The following is a 24,302-nucleotide window of genomic DNA, read 5'->3' as shown; positions in this document are numbered from 1 at the left end:
CACGCAAACGCCACCCGGCTGTTACATAAACATCTGCGGGTGACGATCAACAGCAATGTATAAATCATCTTTTGACATCTCTTTCATATAAGGTGCTACAGCTTGCTGCAGCAAAAGTGCCATGTCAGGTTCATCCTTATATTTTATCATGCATTGATAGCGATATCTATCTTTGATACGGGCAATCGGGGATGGAACAGGACCAAGCAGCGCCGTAGACGGTTGTTTATGCTGCTCAATTTTATGAGCAACTTCATTCGCCGTTTTAATAACACGGGTTAGGTCCTGGTGAGATACAGTAATTAACACCATATACGTGTACGGTGGATACTGCGCCCGCTTACGCTCCTGCATTTCCGTCTGCACAAACCGTTCAAAATCATAGTTTTGCGCATGGAGGAGGCTGTAATGTTCCGTATCATAACTTTGAATCACGACTTCACCTGCGCGCTCATCTCTACCGGCACGGCCGCTCACTTGTGTTAACAGCTGAAACGTACGCTCGGCGGCACGAAAGTCCGGAATTTTTAAAAGGGCATCCGCTGCAAGAACGCCGGCTAAGGTAATATTCGGAAAATCGAGCCCTTTTGCGATCATCTGTGTGCCGAGTAAAATATCAGCTTTCTGCTCGCCAAATTGTTGAAGCAACGCTTCATGCGCACCTTTGCGGGACGTCGTGTCAACGTCCATCCGGATGATGCGCGCTTCTGGCAGCAGCCGGTTTAGCTCCTGCTCGACTTTTTGGGTGCCGGTTCCAAAAAACCGGATATGTTCACTGCCGCATTCCGGACACGCTGCAGGTGCCGTTTCTTCAAAGCCGCAGTAATGACATTTCAGCTGGTGATGGCGTTTATGATAAGTTAGCGAAATTTCACAATGCGGGCACTGGCTCGTAAACCCACAGCTGCGGCACATAATAAACGTGGAAAATCCGCGCCGGTTTAAAAATAGCACGCTCTGCTCACCGCGTTCGAGACGTTTTTCGAGCTCTTCTAGCATAACTGTAGATAATGGCGAGCGGTTACCTTCTTTCAACTCTTCACGCATATCAACCATCTTCACTTCCGGCATCGCCTTTTGGTTCACCCGTTCGGTAAGCTGTAACAATGTGTACACCCCTTTTCTTGCACGGGCGTAAGACTCGATCGAAGGGGTGGCACTGCCGAGAAGCACAGGACAGTTGTGATATTCCCCCCGCTGAATCGCAATATCACGGGCATGATAGCGGGGCTGGTCTTCCTGCTTATAACTGCCTTCATGTTCTTCATCAATAATAATTAAGCCGAGCTTTGTAAATGGTGCAAAAACCGCTGATCTTGCACCGACAACGACAGATACTTCACCACGGTGGATCCGCCGCCATTCATCATACTTTTCTCCGGCAGAAAGCGCACTGTGTAATACAGCTACGGCTTCGCCAAACCGTGACTTAAAACGTTCCACCATCTGCGGCGTTAAAGAAATCTCCGGTACGAGCACAATCGCTTCGCTACCTTGATTTAATACATCTTCAATGGCCTGCAAATAAACTTCTGTTTTTCCGCTTCCGGTAACACCTTGTAAAAGAAGCGTGTCATGGCCGGCTGCTTGGACCTTTTTAATCGATGTTAAAACATGGGTTTGCTCCTTTGTGAGCGCAAGCGGGGTTGAAGTTTCAAAATCCCTGGCACCGTAAGGATCGCGGCGCTTTTCAACATCCACTTTTTCTGCTAATCCTTTATCAATTAAACCATTTACTGCCGCATTTGAAATTCCGTAATCTTCAGCTAGCGTTTTTACAAGCATCGGACGCTCGCTCGTTTCTAAAACGTCTAGAAGCTCTTTTTGTTTGACCGCCCGGTTCCCTACAAGTTCTAACCGCTCTTCGGCAGAATAGCTTCCACGCAGCTGCACCCCTTGCAGGGTCCGACCAGCGGATTGATCTTTGACAACTTCTTCTATGGTGAGCAGCCCTTGATCAACTGCCTCACGTACGACACCCATCGCTGTCCCTGATTTTTGCGCATCGATCCAAGACACCCGGCGCCTGCTTTGAAATAACGCAGCGAGTTCCGGCGGCAGCTCGGCAAGCGGCACGTTTCGCTCGAGCGTTTTTACAACTTTCCCACGTAAAGCCGCCGGCAGCATCGCTTGATACGCTGTCATTTGTAAGCAGAGCGTTTCACGGGCAAGCGTCTGCCCAAGCATTAACAGCTCCGGTGTTAATACAGGTTGTTCGTCAAGCACTTGATGAATTGGCTTCACCTTTGTAACATCACTTTCTTCTGTACATGAGATGACAATGCCGGTAATTTGACGCGGACCAAATGGCACCTGCACACGCACACCAGGCTGCACGACCCCGGTAAGCTCCGGTGGAATCCGGTAATCAAACGGCCTGTCGACAGAACCGCTTAACACATCTATATAAACGCGGGCATACATAGGCTACCCCTGCCCCTTGCAACGATTTTGCTCGACAGCATCCCAGATCTGAACGCTCGTTTCTCGTTTCGTTAAGGCGGGCAGCCGGTGTGTTTCTTCTTTCGTCATAATCATCACTTCGTTTGTATCGCCGGCAAAACCTGCGCCGTCTGCAGTAATATCATTTGCAACAACCATATCGAGATTTTTACGCTCGAGTTTGTCTTTCGCATAAGTTTCAACTTCATCCGTTTCAGCAGCAAAGCCGACTAAAAACTGTGCTTCTTTTTGTTCGCCGAGCATTTTTAAAATGTCCGGGGTTCGTTCAAGTTCAAGTACAGTTTCACCATCTTCTTTTTTTGCTTTTTGCGCCTGGTACGTTTTCGGCCGGTAGTCACTGACAGCAGCTGTTTTTACAACGATTGCTTCGGCTGAAAGATGCTTTGTTACAGCGTTATACATTTCTTCAGCTGATACAACATTCACCCGGTGAACCTCTGGAGGTGTTGATAACTCTACAGGTCCGGCAATTAACGTAACCTCTGCTCCGCGCCTGGCTGCTTCCTCAGCAATCGCAAACCCCATCCGTCCTGAAGATGGATTAGAAAGAAATCGTACAGGATCAGCCATCTCCCGGGTCGGGCCGGCTGTGACAAGTACGTGTACACCTTGGAGGGTAAGCGGTTTAGTAAAAAACGCTTCCAGTGCATTTTGAATTTCGACAGGTTCAGCCATACGGCCTTTACCAACCCAGCCGCAGGCAAGATAACCGTCACCTGCTTCAAGCATTTTTACCCCGCGGTCAGCCAAGGTTTGTAAGTTTTTTTGAACAGCCGGATGATGGTACATATTTACATTCATTGCCGGTGAAACAAACACAGGTGCCTTTGTCGCTAGTAACGTTGTCGTCACCATATCATCTGCATGACCTTGCGCCATCCGGGCAATCGCATCTGCTGTTGCCGGGGCTACCACAATGACATCAGCTTCATCTGCGACATCAATATGGGCGATTTCTTCAGGGTTTTCTTCGCGAAATGTATCATCATATACACGGGAGCGGGTCAATGCTTGAAATGTAAGCGGCGCAATAAACTCTTTTGCTGCTTTTGTCATCATTACCTGCACTTTTGCACCTGCCTGAGTGAGTTGACTTGCAAGTGATGCTGACTTAAATGCTGCGATGCCGCCGGTAACAGCAAGTACAACCCGCTTTCCTTGAACACTCATGACACGGCCTCCTTTAATTTATGGTTATCATATAAAGTACACCTTAAATGATAGGTTTTGAAAATATACTCGCTTTCACAGGTGGCACTAGTGCCCGTCGGGTCCAAGTGTCCACCGCAAAGCAACATTTGTTGCGTATTTTAATGACATAGTAAAAGGGAGCCCTCCCTGATCGGAAGGCTCCACTTCGGCCGTACGTTATTTTGAGTGCTGGTAAGTCAGCGTACCTGCTTGAATTTCTTCAAGCGCCATACCTACATATTTGTTAGATGTTGATTTTTCGACGTTTGGCGTTACTTCTTCCATTTCTTGAAACTCCCGGGCGCGCTGGGCAGAAATTGTAACCAACGTATACTTGGAGTCAATCGTACGCATTAGTTCATCAATGGATGGATGTAGCATTAGTTTTCAGCCTCCAATTGCTCTTTATATTTTTCAATCAGCCGGTCTTTGCGGCAGTGTTCTGCAGTTAAAATGGCACGGATCCGTTCAACAGCGCTTTCTACTTCGTCATTCACAACGACATAATCATACATGTCCATCGTGTCGAGTTCATCTTTAGCCACCGTCATCCGTTCGTGAATGGTATCCATTGATTCTGTACCACGGTTAACGATTCGGTTTTTGAGTTCTTCAAGGCTCGGTGGCATCAAGAAAATAAACACCCCGTCCGGGTAGCGTTCTTTAACCTTCTCTGCCCCTTGGACTTCAATTTCCAACATGATGTCGTTGCCGCTTTCAAGCGATTTTTCAACGTAGGGAAGCGGTGTTCCGTAATAATTGTTGACGTATTGTGCCCACTCTAAAAGCTCACCTTTTGCAATCATGTCCTCAAACGCTTGACGTGTTTTAAAGTAATAGTTTACTCCGTCCACTTCACCTTCACGCGGTGCGCGTGTCGTTGCGGATACAGAGTAAGTGATATTTGCATCACTTTCGCGGAGCGTGCTGCACACCGTGCCTTTGCCGACACCCGCGGGCCCGGATAAAACGAGCAGCAACCCTTTATCTTGTTTCATAATCACTTTCGCCTACTTTCCTCAAACTATTCGTCTTCATTATCGTCTTTTGTATGCAGACGCTGCGCCACCGTTTCCGGCTGCACGGCCGATAAAATGACGTGATCGCTATCCATCACAATTACCGCGCGAGTACGGCGGCCGTATGTAGCATCGATTAGCATATTGCGATCGCGCCCTTCTTGAATAATCCGCTTAATCGGGGCTGATTCCGGACTGACGATGGAAATCATCCGGTTGGCTGATACAATATTGCCAAAACCGATATTAATTAATTTAATGCTCACTGTCCATCCCTCATTTCAATGTCATCAAACGATTGTACAATTTACCGCTTTTGTTCTTTTGTCGTACGCACTCGCTACATTATATTTTAAACAATTTTTCCGCAGGCAACAAGTAGCTGGCTGTATTGATTTAACAAGCTGCAAAGAACCTGAGATAAACGACAGGCTCAAAGTTGAAAATGCAGACAAACAAACACTGCTTTTTCCTTTGAGCCTGTGCAAACTTCAGCTGCTTGAAAGCTTCTGAATAATTTCTTCTTTTTCATCTAAACTTACGTGCGCACGCTTGTGAAAAACATCGTATTCATTTTTACGAACAGAGTTTAAAATCGCCCGGTACATATATGCGGATCCTTTAACCGGAATCCGGGCCTCACGCGGGTATAAATGCATCGTTTCAAAAGCCTTTTGATACAAAACTTCAGCTCTTTCTGCAACTTCTTCCCAACATAAAATAAACGGAGCTGTCGCCTCTTTCCGGTGAAAAGCTTCTTCTGCACCGTGGCGTGAAATCAACTCTGCAGGCACATAGATCCGGTTCATTTCCAGATCCTCGCCAACATCGCGCAGAATATTTGTAAGCTGCATCGCCTTGCCAAGTGCTACCGCGCCTTCTGCGAGCTCCTCACGGCGTTCCGGAGCTAAAATTGGAAGGAGCATTAAGCCGACGGTGCTCGCCACAAAGTAGGCATACGTTTCAACATCTTCAAGCGTACCGTACACAGAGGCTTCAATGTCCATTTCCTGACCATGGATCATATCCCAAAACGGAGCATCACTCATCGGAAAACGTTCGAACACATCTGCTAATGCGATCCACAAGCTTGATGACCGGTCGTAATCACCTTCAAGAAAGTCGCGGAACGCTTTACGAAACTGCAGTAGTTCTACTTCCGGCTCACTTCCTTCGTCCACAATATCATCAGCTTGGCGGCAAAAAGCATAAACCGCCCAAACTGCTTGACGCTTTTCTTTCGGGAGAGGGCTGAAAGCTTTCGCAAACGTTTTACTGTGCGCGTCGATCACAGCTTTACAATCGGCGTAAGCTGTTTGTACATCTTTCATATCATTCCACTTCCTTTCCATCAGATGACACCGGCGCTTGCGTGTCTTCATAAAGGTAACGGGCAAGGAGTTTTGCACCCTGCATCACAATCGGCACCCCGCCACCGGGGTGAATTGATGCCCCGACAGCATACACATTTTCACTCCGGTACGGCTTCAACTGGGGACGAAAGGCACCTGACTGCATAAGGGTCGGCGCAAGCCCGAAGCTGCCGCCTTCAAACAAACCGTCCATTTCAGCATCCTGCGGCGTGCGCAGCTCCTTCCACTCGATCGCCTCACAAAGTCCGGAAAAACCGCGCGCTTCTGCTTTTTCAATCACTGCTTCAGCGTAACGTTCCACATCAGTATCCGGCTTTCCAGCAGGTACAGGAACGAGCATATACATCACACTTTTTCCAGCAGGTGCAAGGGTTTCATCAATTAAGCTCGGGTAAAACACATAAAATGATGGATCCGGATGCCAGCTGCGGTACTTAAATACGTCCGTCATATGTGCATCAAATGCATCATTCATAAAAAACTGGTGAACTTCAGCATCAGCGTAAAACCGGTTTAAACCGAGATAAATGAGTAAACAACCTGAAGACGGTTCATAAGTTTGACCTGGCTTTTTTGACTGCTCTTTAAGCAGCTCTTTCGTTACCGGAAAATCACCATTCATAATAAACCGGTCACCCTCCACTTCACCTGTTTCAGTTTGCAATGCTACCGCTCGATTTGATTCGTGCGTCACCTCGGTCACTGCTTCGTTGGTGCGAATCGTTACACCGCGTCGCCGCAGCTCTGCTTCAATGGCTTCGATTAAACCGGCATATCCACCTTTTAAATACCAGATCCCGTGATGCTGCTCACTGAACGGGACGAGCGAATACATGGCTGGCGCTTTCGACGGCTGCCCGCCGATATACAACGTTTGAAAATAAAATGCCTCCTGCAGCCGCGGGTTAGAAAAATACGTGCGCGCCAGTGACCGTACACTTTTATACGCTTTCATCCGCCAGAGTGCTTTCATGTTTTCAGCTGTGAAAAACGACCGCTTCGTTAAAAATGCTTTTTCCAAAAAGGCTGCCCGCCCTTCTTCAAATCGCACTTTCATTTCTTCTAGAAAACGGGCATAATTTGGCCCTTCTCCAGGAAACATCGCCTCAATTTCATCCATTTGACGCACCGGATGATTAAACTTGCGAAACGAAGAACCGTCTGGATAATTCATCGTATACAATGGGTCACAAAGCTGCCAGTCAAGAGACTCCACCGGGAACCCGGTTTCCTGTAAAATCTCTTGGATCATATCTGGAAGCAGCACAATCGTAGGACCTGCGTCAATTTTGAAGCCAGCGTTTTCTACATACTGCATCCGGCCGCCAAGCTTTGACTGCTGCTCAATTAAAGTGACTTCATCACCGTGATGAGTCGCATATAAAGCTGTCACTAAGCCGCCAATTCCGCCGCCGGCAATTACCGTTTTCATTACGTTTCCCTCCAAATGCCGTGACGTTGCTCAATTTTTTCTGCAGTAATACGCGCCGATTCAAAAATCGTTGGCAGGCCGCTCCCTGGATGCGTCCCGCCACCGGTGAGCCATAAATTGCCGATCCCTGAAAAATCATTGTGCGGCCTAAAGTACATCATTTGTTTTAACTGATGGCCAAGGCTGAACGTTGCACCTTGATAAATCCAGTGTTCAGCTTCCCAGTTTCCCGGGTGGATAATTTCGAGCTCCTCAATATACGGGCGCAAATCACCGTATGTCGTTTTTTTTGCAATCATATCAAACAGCTTTTCTTGAAACGCCGGCGCTTCATTTTCCCAGTCAATCCCGCTTTCGTTATTCGGTACAGGCGCTAAGATATAAAGCGGTGTTGTCCCTTTAGGCGACAACGTATCATCTGTTACAGCTCCATTTTGAATATAAATCGAGGGGTCATCTGAAAGTACTTTTCGCTTAGCAATATCTTCAACATTTTCTTTATAATTCGACGAAAACACGATTTTATGGTGCGGCTCGTTGAATGTTTTTTTCACGCCTGCATACATCATAAACGTTGAACAAGAGTACGATTTTTCCGCTACTTTATCCGGATGCCATGCTTTTGATACTGGTTGATCAAACAAGTTAGAAAAAGCATGGGCTGCATCGGCATTTAATACTACATGATCCGGTGAAGCCGTGCTGCCATCAGCAAAGTGCAGTACTTGAATCTGACTGTTTTTCGTTTCAATATGTTCGACGCCGCAATCGGTGTGCACGACGCCTCCGTGTGCTTCAATGACGCGGCGCATCGCTTCAGAAAGCTGATGCATACCACCGACAGGGTGATACATGCCGTATTTATGCTCCATAAAGGACAAAATACTAAACGCACCAGGACATTCCCACGGAGACATTCCTAAGTATTTCGATTGAAAAGTAAAAGCGAGCCGTAATGTTTCTGAATAGAAAAATCTTGCAAGCTCCCCGTAAAGGCTCCGTCCAAGCGATAAGTGCGGCAAGGCTTTCAATGTCTGCGGGCGGAGGTAATCAACCAGCGCGCCATGTTCGCTTTGCAGCATCGGCAGCAGTTTTTCCCACTTTCGTTCAGTTTCGGTCATATAACGATCAAACCCGAGTTCTTCTCCAGGGAATTTACGTGCGATTTCCGCCCGCGTTGCATCTTGATCATTTGATGGATAGAGCGAGACTTCCGGAAACTGAAGCTCGTACATTGGTTCAACCGTTTTTAACTGCACCTCTTCATGTAAGGAATGTCCGGCTGCTTGAAACAACCGGTCTAAAATATGCGGCATACTAAAAAAAGTCGGGCCGCGGTCAAACGTATAGCGGCCCACCTGCTTTTGTGATGTACGCCCGCCGACAAACGGCTGCTTTTCATAAACTTGAACGTCGTACCCCCATGAGCTCAGCAGCATGCCAGCTGCGAGCCCTCCTGGACCAGCACCGATAATTGCAATTTCACGCTTTGTCATCTTAAGCCTCCAGCACTTACCTTCACGCACGATAAAAGTAGGAATCACTTCTTTATACCCGTTACAAAACTTAAACAAACTTTTTTACAAAATGCGTCGGTAAAGCACGAAAAAAGGTCATATTCACGCTTTATACTTAAGTTAAGCATACACTTACATCCTAGGTTTTCGCAAAAATTCGACATGTTTCAACGGAATCTTTTAGCGTTATATCCTGACATATAAGCTGATCAAACGCGCATTGCAGAAGAAATTTTTCGTGAATAAAAATTTTTTATTGAATTTCATACCGCTTTAAAAAGGAAGATTTCAGCTTTCATTAGGCAAGTTTCACATCATATGCTTTCATCCACTCATTCAACTGATACATATACGCAAGCAGCTGCGGACCAGCCATTAACTGACCGAAAAATGGTTCAGTCGTATTTGCGGCAGCTTTGGAAACGATAGTTTGTAAGGTGTTACGATGAATCAATTCGTGAATTGGTGCATCTTTGTCATGCAGGATATTTGTAACTAACGCTTGAACAGCTTTTGTATAATCCGGGTGATGGGTTTTTGGATACGGCGATTTTTTACGCCACAACACTTGCTCAGGAAGTACGCCTTTAAGCGCATGCCGCAGTACAGCTTTTTCCACATTTCCTTCAAATTTTAATGACCAAGGAATGTTCCACACGTATTCAGCTAACTCATGATCAGCAAACGGAACCCTAACTTCAAGACTGCGCTTCATCGTCATCCGGTCTTTACGCTCTAAAAGCGTCGCCATAAACCAGTGGGCATTTACGTAAAATAGCTGCCGGCGCCGGGATGCTGCTTCGCTCTCACCGGAGACAAGCGGTGTTTCTGCTTTTGTCTTTTCGAATCGTTCTTTTGCAAATTGAGCAAGGTCAGCATGCTTTTCATACGACGGATGTAAAAGCTGCTGACGGAGTGTATGTGACGACATCCACGGGAAGTTTTCGCGCTCCATTAATTCCGGCTTGTAAAACCAAGGGTAACCGCCGAAAATTTCATCTGCACATTCGCCTGAAAGCGCTGCTGTTACATGCGGTTTTACCTCACCGGCCATCCAGAGAAGGGAACCGTCAATATCCGCCATGCCAGGGAGGTCTCTTGCAATCATCGCCTCTTTTAGATGACTGCTCAATGCTTGAATCGGCATCGTAAATGTTTGGTGTACTGTTTTGTATTGATTCGAGACGAGGGGGATAAAGTCTTGATCCGAAGCCGGCTGAAATTTTGAAGATGTAAAATGCTTGTCGTTTGCTTCATAATCAACAGAAAATGTCGGTAGCTGATCAAGTTTTGTTGCAGCAATGGCAGTTAAGGCGCTTGAATCCACGCCACCAGACAGAAAGGTACCGATTGGCTCATCACTTACAAGCTGCTGATTAACGATGCGAAACAAGTGAGCTCGAACGTTTTCGATGGTTTCTTCACGGCTCTTTAAATGCTCTTGACTTGAAAACTGCCAGTAACGCCTGCTCTTCATCCCCTCTTTTGCCACGTTTAACGTATGTGCAGGAAGGACTTCTTTAACGTTCTTAAAAACGCCGCTTCCAGGCGTGCGCATTGGTGAAAGTGCCATCAGCTCATGTACCCCGGTTTCATCAAGCACCGCTTTTGCGTCTTGATGTGCAAGGAGTGCTTTGATTTCCGATGCAAAAATTAAGCCGTTATCCACCTCTTGATAAAAGAGCGGCTTCACCCCGAAGCGGTCACGACCGAGAAGCAGCTGTTTTGTTTCATGCGTCCAAAGCGCAAATGCAAAAATGCCATTCATATAAGCAGGGGCTTCTTCTTGCCACACAGCAGCAGCTGCAAGTACCACTTCTGTATCTGAATAACTTTGAAACACCCACCCGAGCTCTTTTAAGCGCTCACGCAGTTCATCTGTGTTATAAAGCTCGCCATTGTATACAAGCGTGTACGTTTTTTCACGCCAGCTTCTTGTCATCGGCTGCCGGCCGCCATCTGCATCAATAACAATTAATCTCGTGTGACCAAAGACCGCTTCCGGAGACGCCCAAATTTCTGCTGCATCCGGGCCGCGGTGCTGCAGCGTTTCGGTCATCGCAAGCACATCGCGCCGTTTTGGGCGCTTCCCTTCGTCAAACGCAACCCAGCCGGTAATTCCACACAAAACAACCACCCCGCCTTTTCCGGCTTCCGCCAAAATGAATATCATTTCAGCATATGCCGGGGGCCGAGTGGATGTGAACTGTAACTACTTTTTCTCAAAGGCGATGAAATACCAGCCGCCTTCTTTGACGACAGGATCGAGTTGTTTTAATTTTAAGCCGGCTGCTTTACCATCCTGCTTCAGCTCCTTTGATGTAGGTAGTGGATAAAGGTTACTGTGTGCAGACATAAAGCTGTTAAAGGCAGCTGCAAATGCTTTACCGTGTTCAGCATCGCCAAGTGGTGTAATAATAAACAATTTCCCACCTTTTTCAACCCAGGTTGCCGCCTTTTGTAACAGCTCTCCACGGTCTTTTGGTTCAAAATAATATAATAAGTTATTCATCATAACAAAATCTGCTTGAAATGCCCCGTCCCCGTACGCTGTAAAATCACCGTGCACAAAGCGGACGTTTTGATTATCTGCATCAAACCGTTCTTCAGCCTGCTGAATCACTCCATCATGAACTTCTAAGCCGATCAAGTTCATCTGCGGCTGCTTTTCATGAATGCGCGCTAAGTAACCCCCGTAGCCGCAGCCAATGTCGAGCACCGTGCCGCCGTTTTGCTTTTTCATATACTTTAGCATCATCGGAAACGCGAGCTTTTCTAAATAGCTTGACGTCTCTGCAACCGTTGCCCCAAAGTCAACTGCTTGATAATCCATACGCGATTCTCCAGTCATTAAACCTGGATAATTTAAAAGCGTTGGGATGTGAAGCTCCATCATTTCTTTTAAAAGAGCGCCTACAGACGCTGAACTTGATGGCGCAATATACTTTAACACTTCTTTTTTACTTTTCACTTTCCCGCTGCGCTTTGCATCAAGATGTCCAACAGCCACGCCGACTTCCACCCAGCGCATAAGAAGTGTTTCATCAAGTGCATGCTTTTCTGCAGCTTTTGCGGCCGTTATTGGTTTTTCAAACACTTCAAACAACGACAGTTTATATCCGACATACGCATGCCACGTCGGCAGGAATGTTTCATTGTTTTTCATCCATTTGCGAGCATGATAAAGCTGCTTCCATTCATTCATGTTAAATCCCCTCTCTCTTTGAACGATCGCCCCCGGCCTGCCAAGGATAATCGTCTGCTTCAGTAAAAATGTGTTTTTGCTGCCTGCGTGCCGGCAGTTTCCGGCCGCGGGCCAGTCCTGGCGGCAGACCCATATGCATCATGTAATCAAAAATATTAGATTTCCAAAGACCAAGACCTGATACATTTAACATCTGCTTAAAATGCAGGCGGGCGTTATTTTCCATATGATATAGCGCACGCATGCGCAATTTCCGCCACAACGGATGATAAAACGCGTACACGAGGGCTGATTGATGGCTTAGTTTCGACAAATACTCCGCCCGGGGCTTGCGTACGTGCTCAAACCACTTTAAATGCGTAAGGTCCATATCGCCGCGCTTGTGCATCCAGCCAATCAATTCACCCAATACATCAGCATCTTGAATCGCTAAATTCATTCCCTCACCGGCCATTGGGTGAACACTGTGAGCGGTATCACCGATGATAACCTTGTTGTCTTCAACATAATGAGAAACATTAAAGCGGATCGGTATCATTAACTGGATCGCTTTCCATGAAGGAATCTGATCCACATAACCTTCCATTTCAGGCATGAATTGCTTCACCGCACGAGCGAACGCTTCCGGCCCTTCACGTTTCATCGCTTTCCATTCCCCTTGTTCAACGAGCAAAACGGTGCGCACTTCACCATCAGGAAGGGGAAACAACCCTAAAAATGACGATTGTGACGCATACATGACCGCTTCTGTTAATGAAGGCGGCTTCGGAAATGAGACGGTTAAAAATTGGTGGTTATATTTCGTTTCACGTATATCTACGTTCATTGATTTTCGAACATTTGATGCTCTGCCTTCTGCACCCACATAAATATCCGCAAACACATGCTCGACTGTGCCGTCTTTCGTTTCAATCACAGCCCGTCGTTTCAATGGATCGTTTTCATTTGTAAATCCTGTAAACTTTGCCGGGCGCATATGATGAAACGTCTCATATGTAGACAGCTTGGCAAATAATAGTTCTCGCAGCTTCTCGTGACGGATCATCCGAGCTTCGTTATACGGTGTTTTTGCAAGCTGCTTATAAGACAGCCGCGTTTCCATCCGTTCAACTGGCTGCTGATCGAAAAACGTATCTACTTCTTTTGAAACGGTATCCGCAAGCGGATAGCTCCATTCATACATATCTTGCAAAATATCAACTTTGTCTAATATTTCTAAACTTTTTGGTTGTACAAGTTCACCTTTATACAGCGGGCTTTCTGAAGGTTCTTTTTCTACAAGCAGTACGTCGACATCGCAGCGCACGAGTTTTAAGGCAAGGGTTAAACCTGCCACACCACCACCGACAATTAGAACATGATAATTCATCCGCCTCACCTATCTTTCTTAACAAAAAGCTTCCCGCTTCTTTCAGCGGCTAAACGTCAGCCACCGGTATGTACACGACAAAAAAACCGCCCTTCATTACGAAGCGCGGCTTCAGACTGTTGACTAAGTACTAAACCTAACATTCACACACTGCTTACTGCTCTAAGCTCCGCGGGCTGCCATCTTAATAGGTTAAAAAACGAAACATGAACGTAACTTACACTTCAGACGGACGCTTTCCCGAGGGCTTGCCTTCAGCTAACTTGTTCGAATCGTTCATTCGAACAAGTGGATCTTCAGCCTGCGCTTGATCCTTTGGAAGTCGCCGTCTTTCGTTTCGGTCACTTTGAAATTTACGGATCATCAATCATTTCCAATGGATATTGTTCGTTTGATTGTTTATGAAGCGTCGTTATGAAATTGATTCATGTATCTATTGCTTCATCAAAAACCTCTCTACAATTCATGACCCTCAAATAATGCAAGGCTGACGAGTATCGGCGGCGACGCCACGAGGAACAGCGCAAACCGAAAATCCCGCAGGCAGCGGTTGTTTGCCGAGGAAATTGAGGCGGTGACCGGGGCTAAGAAGACACGGTGACTTTAAGCGTCAGCCTTAGCATTTTCAAGCGTTTGTCTACAAGCTGAAGCCGCCCTTCATTACGAAGCGCGGCCTTGATTTATTTCTTTTGTTGTTTACGTCAATCACACGGAGGAGATTACTTCGTGTACCGCCGTAAAATCCGGTCCACATCTGCGCCGTAGCTTTCGCCGAAAATGTTTAAATGTACTAAAAGGTAATATAGCTGATACAACGGTTTGCGCTCCTCAAATGCTGCTTCTAAAGGCATCTGCTCTTGATAAGCAGCAAAAACGCGCGGCGAAAACCCGCCAAACAATTCCATAAATGCAAGTTCAACTTCGCGGTGTCCGTAATAAACCGCCGGGTCAATGATATACGGCCGACCATTACTTGCAGCCATCCAGTTTCCGCTCCATAAGTCGCCGTGCAGTTTTGAAGCTGCCGTTTTTCGCGGCAGAAAGTCATCGAGTTGATCTAACAGCTGCCAAGCTCTCGCCGCCCGGTCCCCGCCGAGCCGGCCAATGGAGCGTGCAAGCTCAAACTGCTTGTACAGCCGCTGCTCCCGGTAAAAGTCAACCCAATCATTATCAAAGGTGTTTTCCTGCGGGAGCTCGCCAATAAAATTATCTTCAGCCAGCCCAAAATCATCCGCTGTAACAGCGTGAAGTGAAGCAATCCCCCGGCCGAGTTCTTCTTCAACTGCGGCATTTTGCCGGCCTTCTTCGACCCATTCTAAAACAATGTATTCTTCCCCTACACCGTAAACTTCAGGCACAGTAAGCGCCTCAGCAGCAGCTAAAAATTTCAAACCGGAAGCTTCTTTATCAAAAAAATGGACCGGTGCGTTTTTTAAAAGTTTCACAAAATACGCGTTCTCCCGGCCTGGAACGTAAAAACTTTGACAAATGCTCCCGCCGCCGACCGGCCGGGCTTTTTGTGCGTCTTCTCCCGGTGCACCGACAGCAGTTAACGCTTTTTCCAAGTTCATGCTCACAAGTTTTCACGCCCCCGGATATGTTCGAGTAAGTAATCACAGCTTTCTGTCACCATGTTGTACACTTTTGTAAAATTCCCCGTTAAATAAGGATCTTCTACATCAGTTTCACTAAGGTCCGGGTGAAACTCAAGCAGACGGCTGATTTCAGTTTGTGCCTGATTCGTTTTAACCGCTGCTGTGTCCGTTAAGTTGTCACTGTCCATCGTTACGATATAGTCAAACGTTTCTGTATCTTCAGCTTTTAATTGGCGCGCCTTTAGACCATCAGTTTTAATGCTGTTTTCAGTAAGCACTGCCTCCGTACCAGGATGCGGCGGATTTCCAATGTGCCAGCTCCCTGTACCGGCTGAATCAATCTCTATGTAATTATGAAGTCCGGCTGCTTCTACTTTATGACGGAATACTGCTTCAGCCATCGGCGAGCGGCAAATATTGCCTAAACAAACAAATAGTACACGTATCACTAGCTTTTCCTCCTTACAAAAGATGCATTGCTATTTATTATACACGGTTTGTTTAGCTTTATCTACGGGAATAGTTATACATCATTTGCTAATCACAAAAGGATGATGAACAATGCTTCCTAGTTTGTTAATCGCAGTTAGCTTAATATTTATTGCTATAAACCTTATTTATTTTTTCATAAAGCGGGAGCAGGAAGAAAGCTACTTAAACACAACTCTTCTGTACAAATTAATTATCGTCTTAAGTGCACTTATTCTCGGGTTTGCCTGCTTGTATTACTTTCTCTCTTATTTCGAAGTTGTTATTCGCGTTGGAGATCCGCTTGGAGAAGCGGTAGATCCATCCTTTCTAACTTACTTATACTTCAGCGGAGTTACAATGCTCTCAATTGGTTACGGTGATTTCGTTCCAGTAAATCATGCCCGCTTGTTCGCTGTGATACAAGCAGGGTTAGGTATACTGCTGCCTACTGCTTATTTCGTTCAAGCGATCGCCAGCCGAAAAAGTGAATAGAATGACAAAAAGCTGCCCAACTAAGGCAGCTTTTTGTTCAGGCATACATATTTACAAGCAGGCCGCGTACTTCGCCGACTTTATCTAAAATATCAAGGCCGCGCTTTTCTTTGTTGATCACGTCGTTCGTTAAATCAAGCAGTTTACGATCCACTTCTTCAACAATTTTATACACTTTCGTCCGGCCGCGCCGGTTGAATCCCCGTTTTTCTTCAAGACTGAGACCGTTTTCCACCGCTTCATTCATAAAGCTTTTCACGAGATCTTTATACTTGCGCAGTTCATCTACCGTACGGCTTTCTGCCAGCACTTTTCCTTGATCATCAATTTTCTGCATGAGCTGATTCATCCGCTCATGATTACGATCATTCCGACGCTGATCCATCAACTCTGTAAATTTCACTTGGTCGCCGCCAGCCGGCTTTTTCGCTTCTGTCCGCTTCGCTGCATCGGTACGGCCGACTTTTTGAATATCCATGCTTGGCTTCCCGCCTTTATGCGTAAATTTATTACATTCATCTTATCATAACTTAGACACCTGCCCAAGAACCGGTTGCAAACAATCCTCGGGGGAGAATTGCAGCTCGAACGTCAATGATTTCAATATAAGTAAGTAATAACCTACCAAAGAACTAAATATCATTCAAAAGTCCCTTACTGCACGGTCCGTTTCTCGGTTAGAATAAACCAAATTCATACTTAGGTTTTAAAAGTTTCATGAAAGGACGGGATTCGATGCGCCAATCTATGAAAGCAAAGTTTGTCGCCGCAGCTGCTATCATGCTTGTGGGTACCATGTTGATAACCTCACTTGTGATTTACTATCAACTTGCCGACGGGATCGAGGCCACTGTTGAGGAAAATGCCTCGGCTGTGACAGAAGATACTGAACGCTACATTCAAGAATTTATGGACAAGTATGCACTTACTGTACATACGTTAAGCGAGGATCCACGTGCAGAAAACTTTACGGCTGATACTGATCGTGATGATGCTTGGGAAGGGATTCGTTCCACACACGAAGCTTACCTAGACCGTGAGTCCGGCATTCAGCTCATGTACATCGGGGAAGCTGACGGCGCAATTACGTCTACCCCTGAAATTGATGTGCCGGAAGATTTTGATGCAACAGAACGACCTTGGTATACAGCCGCTGAAGCCAATCCCGGCGAAACTGTCTGGACGTCTCCTTATATTGATATTGAAACCGATGAGCTTATTATTACAGCTGCCCGCACGATTGAAACCGGCGGCGTTAAAGCGATTGATATTTCATTAGATGCCATGGTTAGTGCTCTTGAAACAGCTGATACCGGCTACGAGGGGGAGCTTGCACTGATCGATGAAGAAGGCGTGTATATTGCTCATACGAATGAAGCGCAAATCGGTGACGAAGTGGCGGATAGTTCTTACTTGGCAAATGCCGTTTCCGCTGATGAGCAGGGAAGCGTTGAGGGCGAAGGCCAGACAGCGTATTACCAAACCGTCGACGGTTTCGGCTGGACGATTCTTGCAAACTACGATGATGACATTCTTTATCAAGATTTAGCCACAGTACGCTACACATTTATCATCGTCTCAATCATTGCCGTACTCATAGGCATCGCCGGAGCTTATGCTGCAGCCGGGAGGTTCACCCGTCCGGTACGTGAGATGCGAAATCACGTACAGCAGCTCGCTGACGGTGACTTAAACCGTGAAGTTCACGTGCAAAGCCGGGATGAAATTGGTGAGCTCGGTACAGCACTGCAGACGATGACAAACGAACTGCGCGGACTAATCGGCTCCATCCAGCATTCAGCCGATGACACCCGCACCATGGCTGAAGATTTAAGTGCTGTCTCTGAAGAAACGGCCGCAACAAGCGACGACATGTCCAACGCGGTAAATGATGTTGCACAAGGAGCTTCGCGGCAGGCCGGGGAAATTGAAAATGTTAATGAAAAGGTGAAAGAGCTGTCAACAAGCGTAGATGAAGCTGAACAGCAGACCGAAAAAATGACGGGATTATCAAGCGAGATGCGCCAAGCAAACGATCAAGGCAGCGAAAGACTTCAAACCCTTGAAGCAAACACAACTGAAGCGGCTGAAGTCTTCTCACACGTTCATACAGCAGTCGAACAACTTTCTGAAAAAGTTGAGGCTGTCACCAATGTTGTTGATACGATTTCAGCATTTGCTGATCAAACGAACCTGCTCGCTTTAAACGCAAGCATTGAAGCTGCGCGGGCCGGCGAGCACGGAAAAGGCTTTGCCGTTGTTGCTGAAGAGGTGCGCAAACTTGCCGAACAATCAATTCAGGCAACAGAACAAATTCACAATACTTTGCAGGAAGTAACGACTGAAACGAAGCAGGTGGAGGCGTCGATGCAGCAAGCCGCCGGCGTGCAGCACGTGCAGCAGCAGTCTGTACAAGATACGCACACCGCTTTACAGTCCATTATCACTTCCGTTGATCAATTAAGCAGCGCCATTACCGGGCTTGGCGAAGACCTTCATCAAGTTAAACAGCATAAAGACGATATTACGACATCTATGACGACCATTGCTGAAGTTTCTGAACATGCCGCAGCGACCGCAGAAGAAGTATCTGCTTCAGCTGATGAACAAGCGAAGTCTGTAGCATCAGTCGGTGAATCCTCTGAGAAGCTAAATGACTTAAGCGCACAACTTCAGCAAAAAACGAAACACTTTAAACTATAAATCCAAACAATGAACGTAACCTTCACTTCAGACAGGCGCTTTCCCGAGGGCTTGCTTTCAGCTAACTTGTTCGAATATAAACCATTCGAACAAGTGGATCTTCAAGCTGCGCTCGATCCTCTGGGAGTCGCCGTCTTTCGTTTCGGTTACTTTTAAGTTTACAGATCATCAATCATTGTCAATACATTATTCGTTTAATTACTCATGAAGCGTCATGATGACATTGGCTCACATATGTGAAAACTTGAAAGTCTTAAGCTTACTCTTTTTACGAAGATAGGGCGTTTTTAACCCTCAATACAACAGTAACATAAGTAACTTAAAGCGCGATTACCTTTACGTACGAAACGTTCTAGGCTGTACCCTATTATATTTACTTATCCCCTAAGAATAGCAGCAATCGAACCCCTGCAATGAGCGTTTTTTCACGCGCACGCTGATAAGCTACCCGGCGGCAAAGCAGACACGACAAAATCAAGCGTAAGTGCTGATCGAGTCGATGTCGCACTTATGCCATTGGTGCGAGCGAGTATACTTCCCCGTGCCTATCATTTCAAATATCTCTTATGGAACAGCGCCCGGAGCTCGGGGCAGTAAGCTGTGCGTGGAACTTAGGTTTGAACTGCCTAAAAAAGCTCCGGCCGTGTGATCAACGGCCGGAGCTTTTACATTATCGATGAACTTACTGTAATAATTCAAGTACGCCTTGCGGGAGCTGGTTCGCCTGGGCAAGCATTGCCGTACCGGATTGGTTTAATATGTTGTTTCTCGTAAACTCCGTCATTTCTTCTGCCATGTCCGCATCACGGATACGCGATTCAGACGCCGTTAAGTTTTCGTGGGTTACCTGCAGGTTGTCTACGGTATGCTCCAGCCGGTTTTGGGTGGCCCCTAAGTTGGAGCGGATGCTTGATACTTGCTCAAGGGCGCCATCAATTTTACCGATCGCTTCATTTGCATCTTCCTGTGTGGAGACACTTAACCCTTCAATTCCTAAATTATCCGTGCCAAGCTCATCAATATCAACGAGCACATTCTGTCCGGAATTTGCGCCGATCTGGAAATTGAGGGAGTTGTTGAAGACTTCGAATTTAGTGGAATCATCACCGTCTTTTTCTAATACACCACTGTCGAATTGAAATTCCATACCGTCGACTTCAAGGACACCGTTTTCTGTCGTTTTCGTAAACTCACCGGAGTCGTAATTGAAATCCGCCCCGTCATCAGCTTCAATCTGACCGTTGATATCCGCTTCCATGCTTACTTCGATCGTGCCGTTACCATCAATTTTACCTCCACCAATTTTAAAATCATCGGTGATTTCTACCTCATCACTTACGTCAGCCCCTACTTCGGTGCCCAGCTCCGAGCCGTCCGGTTGATAAACGGTGATGTCCGCTTCATCTTCACTGTCATCATAATTCGATACCTCAATCTCAAATTTGCCAAGAGATAAACCACTGCCTTTGAAATCATCTTCATTTACAAGATCATCTGCCTCTCCATCAACGATCGACCCGCCTGATAAAATTTCTTTAATTAAGTCAGGAGAGTCATTACCATCACCCTTAAGGCTTAATTCATACATCCCGCTTTCCAAGTCATTATTCGAAATGCGCGGTGCTTCTCCTAAATCAAGATCATCTTCGCCAGATAAATTTGAACCGAGAGCATTATCCCCGTTCAACAGCTTTTTTGTGTTGAATTCCGTTTTGTCGGAGATTTCATCGATTTCTTCGAGCAGTTCATCTACTTCGCGTTGAATTTCTTCACGGTCATCGTCAGTGTTTGTGTCACTTGCTGCCTGTACAGCCAGTTCGCGGATGCGCTGGGTCATCGCCTGTACTTCTTCCATGCCGCCTTCTGCTGTTTGAATGAGCGAGATGCCGTCCATCGCGTTGCGCTCGGCTTGGTCAAGACCGCGGATTTGTGAACGCATTTTTTCCGAGATGGCAAGGCCGGCTGCATCATCAGCCGCCCGGTTAATGCGCAGACCGGACGAGAGACGTTCTAAGTTGCCGGAAGTTTCCTGCTGGGTCTGGTTTAAGTTGCGGTATGCGTTTAACGCTTGAATGTTATTGTTAATCTTCACGTTGATCGCTCCTTTATTTTTCCTTAATCAAACATCATCTGCTTTTCATAAGCATTCGCCTGCATTTTTCTGCCGGCGCTCGCTTGGTCTTTTTTCGTCTGCTGTGCGGTCTGCCACGCAGTATCAATATCGTTAAGTATACGCAGCACCTCATCAATCGGCGCTGTCGTTTTCGTCCGGTTTGCCATAATCACCTGCTCAGCCATATAGTTGTATAATGCTTCAAGCTGATCTGCGATAATGCCTGCTTCAAAGTTCAGTCCGGCACCAAGCCGGTGAATAATATCATTGGCTTTTTGCAGTTTCGCATTGGCATCCATATAAGCTTGATCGTGTACCGCTGTTTTAGCTTCAAGTAAATTCCGCTCTAACGCTTCATACAGTAACGCCGTTAGTTCTTCAGGACTTTTTTGGTGCAGCCACGCTTCAGTCATAAAATTCATCCGCGGCGTCCTCCCTCATTTATGCTAATTCTTTTATCGGCTTCAAAGTCGAATTCCTTAATAGTTGCGCTCCATTTCTTCAATTAAAAGCAGAATTTCTGCAATGACCGAGTATAGCTGCGGCGGTACGTTTTCGCCGAGATCCATATCAAGTAAGTTTTGTACAAGCATCGGATCTTCCTGCATATGAATATCATTTTCTTCAGCTAGTTCTAAAATTTGCTGGGCCACCGCACCTTTGCCGTGCGCGACAACTTTAGGTGCGTCACCGTCATCATACTGCAGTACCGCTGCCGTCGGTCCGTTTTTCAGCTTCCGGTTTACGCTGTTTACGTATTGATACTGCTTCATACTTTATAATCAAACCCTTTCTCTGAAAAAATCGGGCGTTGTGTCTCCGACGCTTCACTGCCTTTATTTTCTGGCGCAGCCGGCTGGTTATCAGTAAACGGCTCCCACGTAATTTTATTGACATTGTAGCCGATCCCTTCAAGCATCGAAGCGGTCCGGTCAACGACAGGGGTGAGCCGGCGTTCAAAATCAGGGTGATCATTTTGCAGTTTCACGTTTAACTGCCGGTCGTTTGCTTCAACGGAAATTCCAGTTTCTCCGAGCTTCGGTGTTTCAATATGAAAATATAAATCACAGTTTTCCCAGTCCACCTGCTCATTCTGCTTTCTGCCGTTCACATAAACTTCCAGGTTTTCTGTCTTATTTTCAAGCATCATTGGCAGGCTGAAAAATAAATGCTGCATCGCCCCTTGATCTTCTTTGCTTAATAACTGCTGGCCGGTTAAATCATTTAATGAAGCCTCAATGTCTTGATTCGCCTCTTTTCCTTCATCTTTTGCCATCTGCAGTAACGCGTGCTTTAAATTTTGCCGGCGCTGATCATCACTGCTCGTTGATGAAGCTGCCGTTTCCCGGTTTGCCGCTAAATACTGCGCCGCTTCCGGTTCCCGGTTTAAGCCGACGCTCCGCATGAATTCAAACGCCTGCCGGGCGCTCCCGTCCTGTGAGGCTGCCATGTGCTGTACCTGCTGCCACGCCTGTACCACCTGCTGAGCCGGCGACTGCGGTGCCTGTGCCTGCTGGGTGGAGAACATGATGTTTGTTTGCGGACGCGCACTTTCCGTTGCAGCACTCATCTGCGCCTGCTGACCTTGTGCTGCAGGCTGCCCTTGCGGCTGGCTCGGTGCTGACGGCTGTCCCTGCGGCTGGCTCTGGGCCGATGGCTGCTGGGCGGTTTGAGCTTGTACTGGCTGCGGCTGGCCTTGCACTGTTTGTGCAGGCGTGCGGGCGGCGCTTGTCTGCCGGTCATGTGTCACAAATTGTTTTACTTTTTTCTCGGACGGTTCAAAGCGGGTCGCTTCAACTTGGGACTGCACTTCACGCACAATTCGGGCGGCTTCCTGGTGGTTACCGCGCTGCAGCTGCTTTTTTGCTTCAGCGAGTGAGGAGCTGGCCTGCATGAGCTGGCGTTCGGTTTTCATGTCTGCGACCTGCATCATGTCACTTCGCATAATCGTCCGATCGAGCGTTTTTATCGTATTTTCTAAGATTTGCTGGGCGGTTGGTGCATTTTGCTGCTGGTTTTGAGCGAGCAGCCGGGCCGATTGGTCGAGCTGACGGTTCATATCTTTTTTCATATTCGCAAATTCGCCGGTCATCCGCTGCAGCCGCTCCGTCACCCGGTCCTCTACAAGGACGCGCGTTTCAAATGGCTGCTGCGTTTGAAAATCGGCTTGAGCCGTATACGTATGCGCAGCAGCTGCCTGCTGCGGCTGCGCCCGTTCAAGCACCGCACCCATGAGCTGGCGGGCGGTCATTTCCCGGCCGGCCTGCAGTCGTTCTTCGGCTTGGCGAAGATCTTGAGCGAGCGTCTCCTGCTGGCTCGGCGGTGTCTGCGGCAAAACGTTCTGCCGGATATGCTCAATCACCCTGGAAGCATCCGGTTCGCGCGAGAGCATCGTCCGCGCTTCAGTCAGTGCCTGCTCCCCTATGTTTGGCGCGGAGCTTTGGGCAGGCTGAAGCTGCATCATATTGGCAAGCTGGCGCTCCGTTTGATTCAAGCCTTGTAAGAGCTGATCACGCGCAGCACTGCCTTGCCCATCGTTTAACAGCTGCGCCGCTTGGCTGACCACCTGCTGCAGCGCTGCCTGGGCCGCCGGGGGCATCCCGCTCTGCTGCTGCATCTGCTGCATCTGCCGGGCGGCCTGTAGTGGGTCCTGTCCGCGCTCAACGGCCTGGCGTAAATCCTGCACAGCTTCACGGACTGCTGCCTCCACACTTCGTGCTTCAACTGGTAATGCTTCGCCACCTCCAGCTTGTGCTGCCGCTGCCTGTGCAGCCTGCGGCATCGTGCCGCCGTGATGCAAGGCTTGGTGCACCGCCTGCAAGTGCTGCGGCGTAGCCGGGAGCCGCTTTGATGCTACTGCCTGTACCGTCTCCATTCGTGCTGATGGACTGCCGGAGGCAGACTGCAAATGCTGCTGCACCGCCTGCACAGTCTCGCGCGTCACAGGTGAACCACCATCAACGAGTGAACGTACCGCCTGTCTCACTTCAGATGAAACTTCCCGGCCGCCGTTTAACTTTTTCAGTGCCTGATCAAAATTACGCCCTTCACTGCCGCCGCTTTTTGTTTCCACGGTACGAAGCTGCACGTTATTATCGCTTTTCCCTTGTACTTGTACGGTGGCCCGGTCGCCTTTAGGTACACCACTTTCGAAGGTAGCCGTCATCTCACGGCCGCGGATTTTCACTTTTGCTTCTGTATCCGAAACCCGTTCTGTAATCCGGGCTTTTACAAGATCGCCTTCACGCACTTGAGAACCGTTCGTCTGTGCCTGGGCTGAGGTTTGCTGGTTCACCTGCATAAAACTTCCTCCAAACGTTTCATATCTATGATTTATATCGACATCAAAACGCAAAACA

The 24,302-nt window shown here is 47.4% G+C and carries 20 protein-coding genes; 2 read left to right on the top strand and 18 right to left on the bottom strand.

All coding sequences use genetic code 11. The features are described 5' to 3' along the window. Positions 1 to 21: 21 nt before the first annotated feature. The 13 genes from priA to B0H94_RS00180 all read right to left on the bottom strand — a co-directional run bounded on the left by priA (position 22) and on the right by B0H94_RS00180 (position 15,613). Positions 22 to 2,424: a primosomal protein N' gene (gene priA, locus B0H94_RS00240; protein WP_106587225.1), complete on the bottom strand. Its 2,403-nt coding sequence runs from the start codon at positions 2,422 to 2,424 to the stop codon at positions 22 to 24. 3 nt (positions 2,425 to 2,427) lie between these two features. Further along, positions 2,428 to 3,633: a bifunctional phosphopantothenoylcysteine decarboxylase/phosphopantothenate--cysteine ligase CoaBC gene (coaBC, locus tag B0H94_RS00235; protein WP_106587224.1), complete on the bottom strand. Its 1,206-nt coding sequence runs from the start codon at positions 3,631 to 3,633 to the stop codon at positions 2,428 to 2,430. Positions 3,634 to 3,831: 198 nt separating this feature from the next. Next, entirely contained in the window at positions 3,832 to 4,035 is a 204-nt protein-coding gene (gene rpoZ, locus B0H94_RS00230; RefSeq protein WP_106587223.1) for a DNA-directed RNA polymerase subunit omega, read from the bottom strand. Further along, positions 4,035 to 4,652, bottom strand: a complete 618-nt coding sequence (gene gmk, locus B0H94_RS00225) for a guanylate kinase (RefSeq protein WP_106587222.1) — start codon at positions 4,650 to 4,652, stop codon at positions 4,035 to 4,037. Before gmk ends, rpoZ begins: the two co-directional genes overlap by 1 nt. Before the next feature lie 26 nt (positions 4,653 to 4,678). After that, on the bottom strand, positions 4,679 to 4,939 hold the full coding sequence (remA, locus tag B0H94_RS00220) for an extracellular matrix/biofilm regulator RemA (RefSeq protein WP_106587221.1): 261 nt from the start codon (positions 4,937 to 4,939) through the stop codon (positions 4,679 to 4,681). A 225-nt stretch (positions 4,940 to 5,164) separates the two neighbouring features. Next, the gene (locus B0H94_RS00215) at positions 5,165 to 6,004 is read right to left on the bottom strand and encodes a phytoene/squalene synthase family protein (protein ID WP_106587220.1); all 840 of its coding nucleotides are present in this window, start codon (positions 6,002 to 6,004) and stop codon (positions 5,165 to 5,167) included. A gap of 1 nt (position 6,005) precedes the next feature. Beyond that, positions 6,006 to 7,478, bottom strand: coding sequence for a phytoene desaturase family protein (locus B0H94_RS00210; RefSeq protein ID WP_106587219.1), 1,473 nt, complete (start codon positions 7,476 to 7,478; stop codon positions 6,006 to 6,008). Then, positions 7,478 to 8,974 carry a phytoene desaturase family protein gene (locus B0H94_RS00205; RefSeq protein WP_106587218.1) on the bottom strand — a complete coding sequence of 499 codons (1,497 nt, stop codon included), beginning with the start codon at positions 8,972 to 8,974 and terminating at the stop codon, positions 7,478 to 7,480. Before B0H94_RS00205 ends, B0H94_RS00210 begins: the two co-directional genes overlap by 1 nt. A gap of 319 nt (positions 8,975 to 9,293) precedes the next feature. Continuing rightward, complete coding sequence (gene asnB, locus B0H94_RS00200) at positions 9,294 to 11,156, bottom strand: asparagine synthase (glutamine-hydrolyzing) (protein WP_345789024.1); 1,863 nt, start codon at positions 11,154 to 11,156, stop codon at positions 9,294 to 9,296. 51 nt (positions 11,157 to 11,207) lie between these two features. Next, the gene (locus tag B0H94_RS00195; protein WP_106587216.1) at positions 11,208 to 12,200 is read right to left on the bottom strand and encodes a class I SAM-dependent methyltransferase; all 993 of its coding nucleotides are present in this window, start codon (positions 12,198 to 12,200) and stop codon (positions 11,208 to 11,210) included. A 1-nt stretch (position 12,201) separates the two neighbouring features. Beyond that, positions 12,202 to 13,569 carry an FAD-dependent oxidoreductase gene (locus B0H94_RS00190; protein ID WP_106587215.1) on the bottom strand — a complete coding sequence of 456 codons (1,368 nt, stop codon included), beginning with the start codon at positions 13,567 to 13,569 and terminating at the stop codon, positions 12,202 to 12,204. 719 nt (positions 13,570 to 14,288) lie between these two features. Then, positions 14,289 to 15,140, bottom strand: a complete 852-nt coding sequence (locus B0H94_RS00185) for a fructosamine kinase family protein (protein ID WP_106587441.1) — start codon at positions 15,138 to 15,140, stop codon at positions 14,289 to 14,291. A 2-nt stretch (positions 15,141 to 15,142) separates the two neighbouring features. Further along, positions 15,143 to 15,613 (bottom strand): low molecular weight protein-tyrosine-phosphatase, encoded by a 471-nt coding sequence (locus B0H94_RS00180; protein WP_106587214.1) that lies wholly within the window; start codon positions 15,611 to 15,613, stop codon positions 15,143 to 15,145. A 112-nt stretch (positions 15,614 to 15,725) separates the two neighbouring features. Between B0H94_RS00180 and B0H94_RS00175 the strand changes: the two genes are divergently transcribed. Further along, the gene (locus tag B0H94_RS00175) at positions 15,726 to 16,127 is read left to right on the top strand and encodes a potassium channel family protein (protein WP_106587213.1); all 402 of its coding nucleotides are present in this window, start codon (positions 15,726 to 15,728) and stop codon (positions 16,125 to 16,127) included. Between the two features lie 37 nt (positions 16,128 to 16,164). Here B0H94_RS00175 and B0H94_RS00170 read toward each other — a convergent pair whose 3' ends face one another. Continuing rightward, entirely contained in the window at positions 16,165 to 16,605 is a 441-nt protein-coding gene (locus B0H94_RS00170; RefSeq protein ID WP_106587212.1) for a YaaR family protein, read from the bottom strand. 257 nt (positions 16,606 to 16,862) lie between these two features. Between B0H94_RS00170 and B0H94_RS00165 the strand changes: the two genes are divergently transcribed. Further along, positions 16,863 to 18,830, top strand: a complete 1,968-nt coding sequence (locus tag B0H94_RS00165) for a methyl-accepting chemotaxis protein (RefSeq protein WP_181315184.1) — start codon at positions 16,863 to 16,865, stop codon at positions 18,828 to 18,830. A gap of 682 nt (positions 18,831 to 19,512) precedes the next feature. Here the strand turns inward: B0H94_RS00165 and B0H94_RS00160 are convergent. Genes B0H94_RS00160 through B0H94_RS00145 form a run of 4 tightly spaced genes read right to left on the bottom strand, consistent with a single transcriptional unit; the run spans position 19,513 to position 24,244 of the window. Beyond that, positions 19,513 to 20,922 carry a flagellin N-terminal helical domain-containing protein gene (locus B0H94_RS00160; protein ID WP_106587210.1) on the bottom strand — a complete coding sequence of 470 codons (1,410 nt, stop codon included), beginning with the start codon at positions 20,920 to 20,922 and terminating at the stop codon, positions 19,513 to 19,515. 23 nt (positions 20,923 to 20,945) lie between these two features. Beyond that, positions 20,946 to 21,365 (bottom strand): flagellar export chaperone FliS, encoded by a 420-nt coding sequence (gene fliS / locus B0H94_RS00155; RefSeq protein ID WP_106587209.1) that lies wholly within the window; start codon positions 21,363 to 21,365, stop codon positions 20,946 to 20,948. A gap of 57 nt (positions 21,366 to 21,422) precedes the next feature. Next, a complete protein-coding gene (locus tag B0H94_RS00150) occupies positions 21,423 to 21,716 on the bottom strand; it encodes an EscU/YscU/HrcU family type III secretion system export apparatus switch protein (RefSeq protein WP_106587208.1) in 294 nt (97 codons plus the stop codon). Further along, entirely contained in the window at positions 21,713 to 24,244 is a 2,532-nt protein-coding gene (locus tag B0H94_RS00145; RefSeq protein WP_106587207.1) for a hypothetical protein, read from the bottom strand. The genes B0H94_RS00150 and B0H94_RS00145 overlap by 4 nt, the downstream gene beginning before the upstream one ends. Between the last annotated feature and the right edge of the window lie 58 nt (positions 24,245 to 24,302).

It is taken from the genome of Salsuginibacillus halophilus (assembly GCF_003014715.1).
GTDB classification, from domain to species: Bacteria; Bacillota; Bacilli; order Bacillales; family Marinococcaceae; genus Salsuginibacillus; species Salsuginibacillus halophilus.
Note: the sequence above shows the minus strand (reverse complement) of the source record. Positions and strands in the feature narration are given on the sequence as shown.

Bases quoted from the DNA above. Each gene is read 5' to 3' on its own strand.
- B0H94_RS00210 (WP_106587219.1), bottom strand. From the start codon at position 7,478: ATGAAAACGGTAATTGCCGGCGGCGGAATTGGCGGCTTAGTGACAGCT.
- B0H94_RS00170 (WP_106587212.1), bottom strand. From the start codon at position 16,605: ATGGATATTCAAAAAGTCGGCCGTACCGATGCAGCGAAGCGGACAGAA.
- coaBC (WP_106587224.1), bottom strand. From the start codon at position 3,633: ATGAGTGTTCAAGGAAAGCGGGTTGTACTTGCTGTTACCGGCGGCATC.
- priA (WP_106587225.1), bottom strand. From the start codon at position 2,424: ATGTATGCCCGCGTTTATATAGATGTGTTAAGCGGTTCTGTCGACAGG.
- gmk (WP_106587222.1), bottom strand. From the start codon at position 4,652: ATGAAACAAGATAAAGGGTTGCTGCTCGTTTTATCCGGGCCCGCGGGT.
- B0H94_RS00185 (WP_106587441.1), bottom strand. From the start codon at position 15,140: ATGAACTTGGAAAAAGCGTTAACTGCTGTCGGTGCACCGGGAGAAGAC.
- B0H94_RS00175 (WP_106587213.1), top strand. From the start codon at position 15,726: ATGCTTCCTAGTTTGTTAATCGCAGTTAGCTTAATATTTATTGCTATA.
- B0H94_RS00150 (WP_106587208.1), bottom strand. From the start codon at position 21,716: ATGAAGCAGTATCAATACGTAAACAGCGTAAACCGGAAGCTGAAAAAC.
- B0H94_RS00165 (WP_181315184.1), top strand. From the start codon at position 16,863: ATGCGCCAATCTATGAAAGCAAAGTTTGTCGCCGCAGCTGCTATCATG.
- fliS (WP_106587209.1), bottom strand. From the start codon at position 21,365: ATGAATTTTATGACTGAAGCGTGGCTGCACCAAAAAAGTCCTGAAGAA.
- B0H94_RS00195 (WP_106587216.1), bottom strand. From the start codon at position 12,200: ATGAATGAATGGAAGCAGCTTTATCATGCTCGCAAATGGATGAAAAAC.
- B0H94_RS00205 (WP_106587218.1), bottom strand. From the start codon at position 8,974: ATGACAAAGCGTGAAATTGCAATTATCGGTGCTGGTCCAGGAGGGCTC.
- rpoZ (WP_106587223.1), bottom strand. From the start codon at position 4,035: ATGCTACATCCATCCATTGATGAACTAATGCGTACGATTGACTCCAAG.
- B0H94_RS00190 (WP_106587215.1), bottom strand. From the start codon at position 13,569: ATGAATTATCATGTTCTAATTGTCGGTGGTGGTGTGGCAGGTTTAACC.
- B0H94_RS00145 (WP_106587207.1), bottom strand. From the start codon at position 24,244: ATGCAGGTGAACCAGCAAACCTCAGCCCAGGCACAGACGAACGGTTCT.
- B0H94_RS00215 (WP_106587220.1), bottom strand. From the start codon at position 6,004: ATGAAAGATGTACAAACAGCTTACGCCGATTGTAAAGCTGTGATCGAC.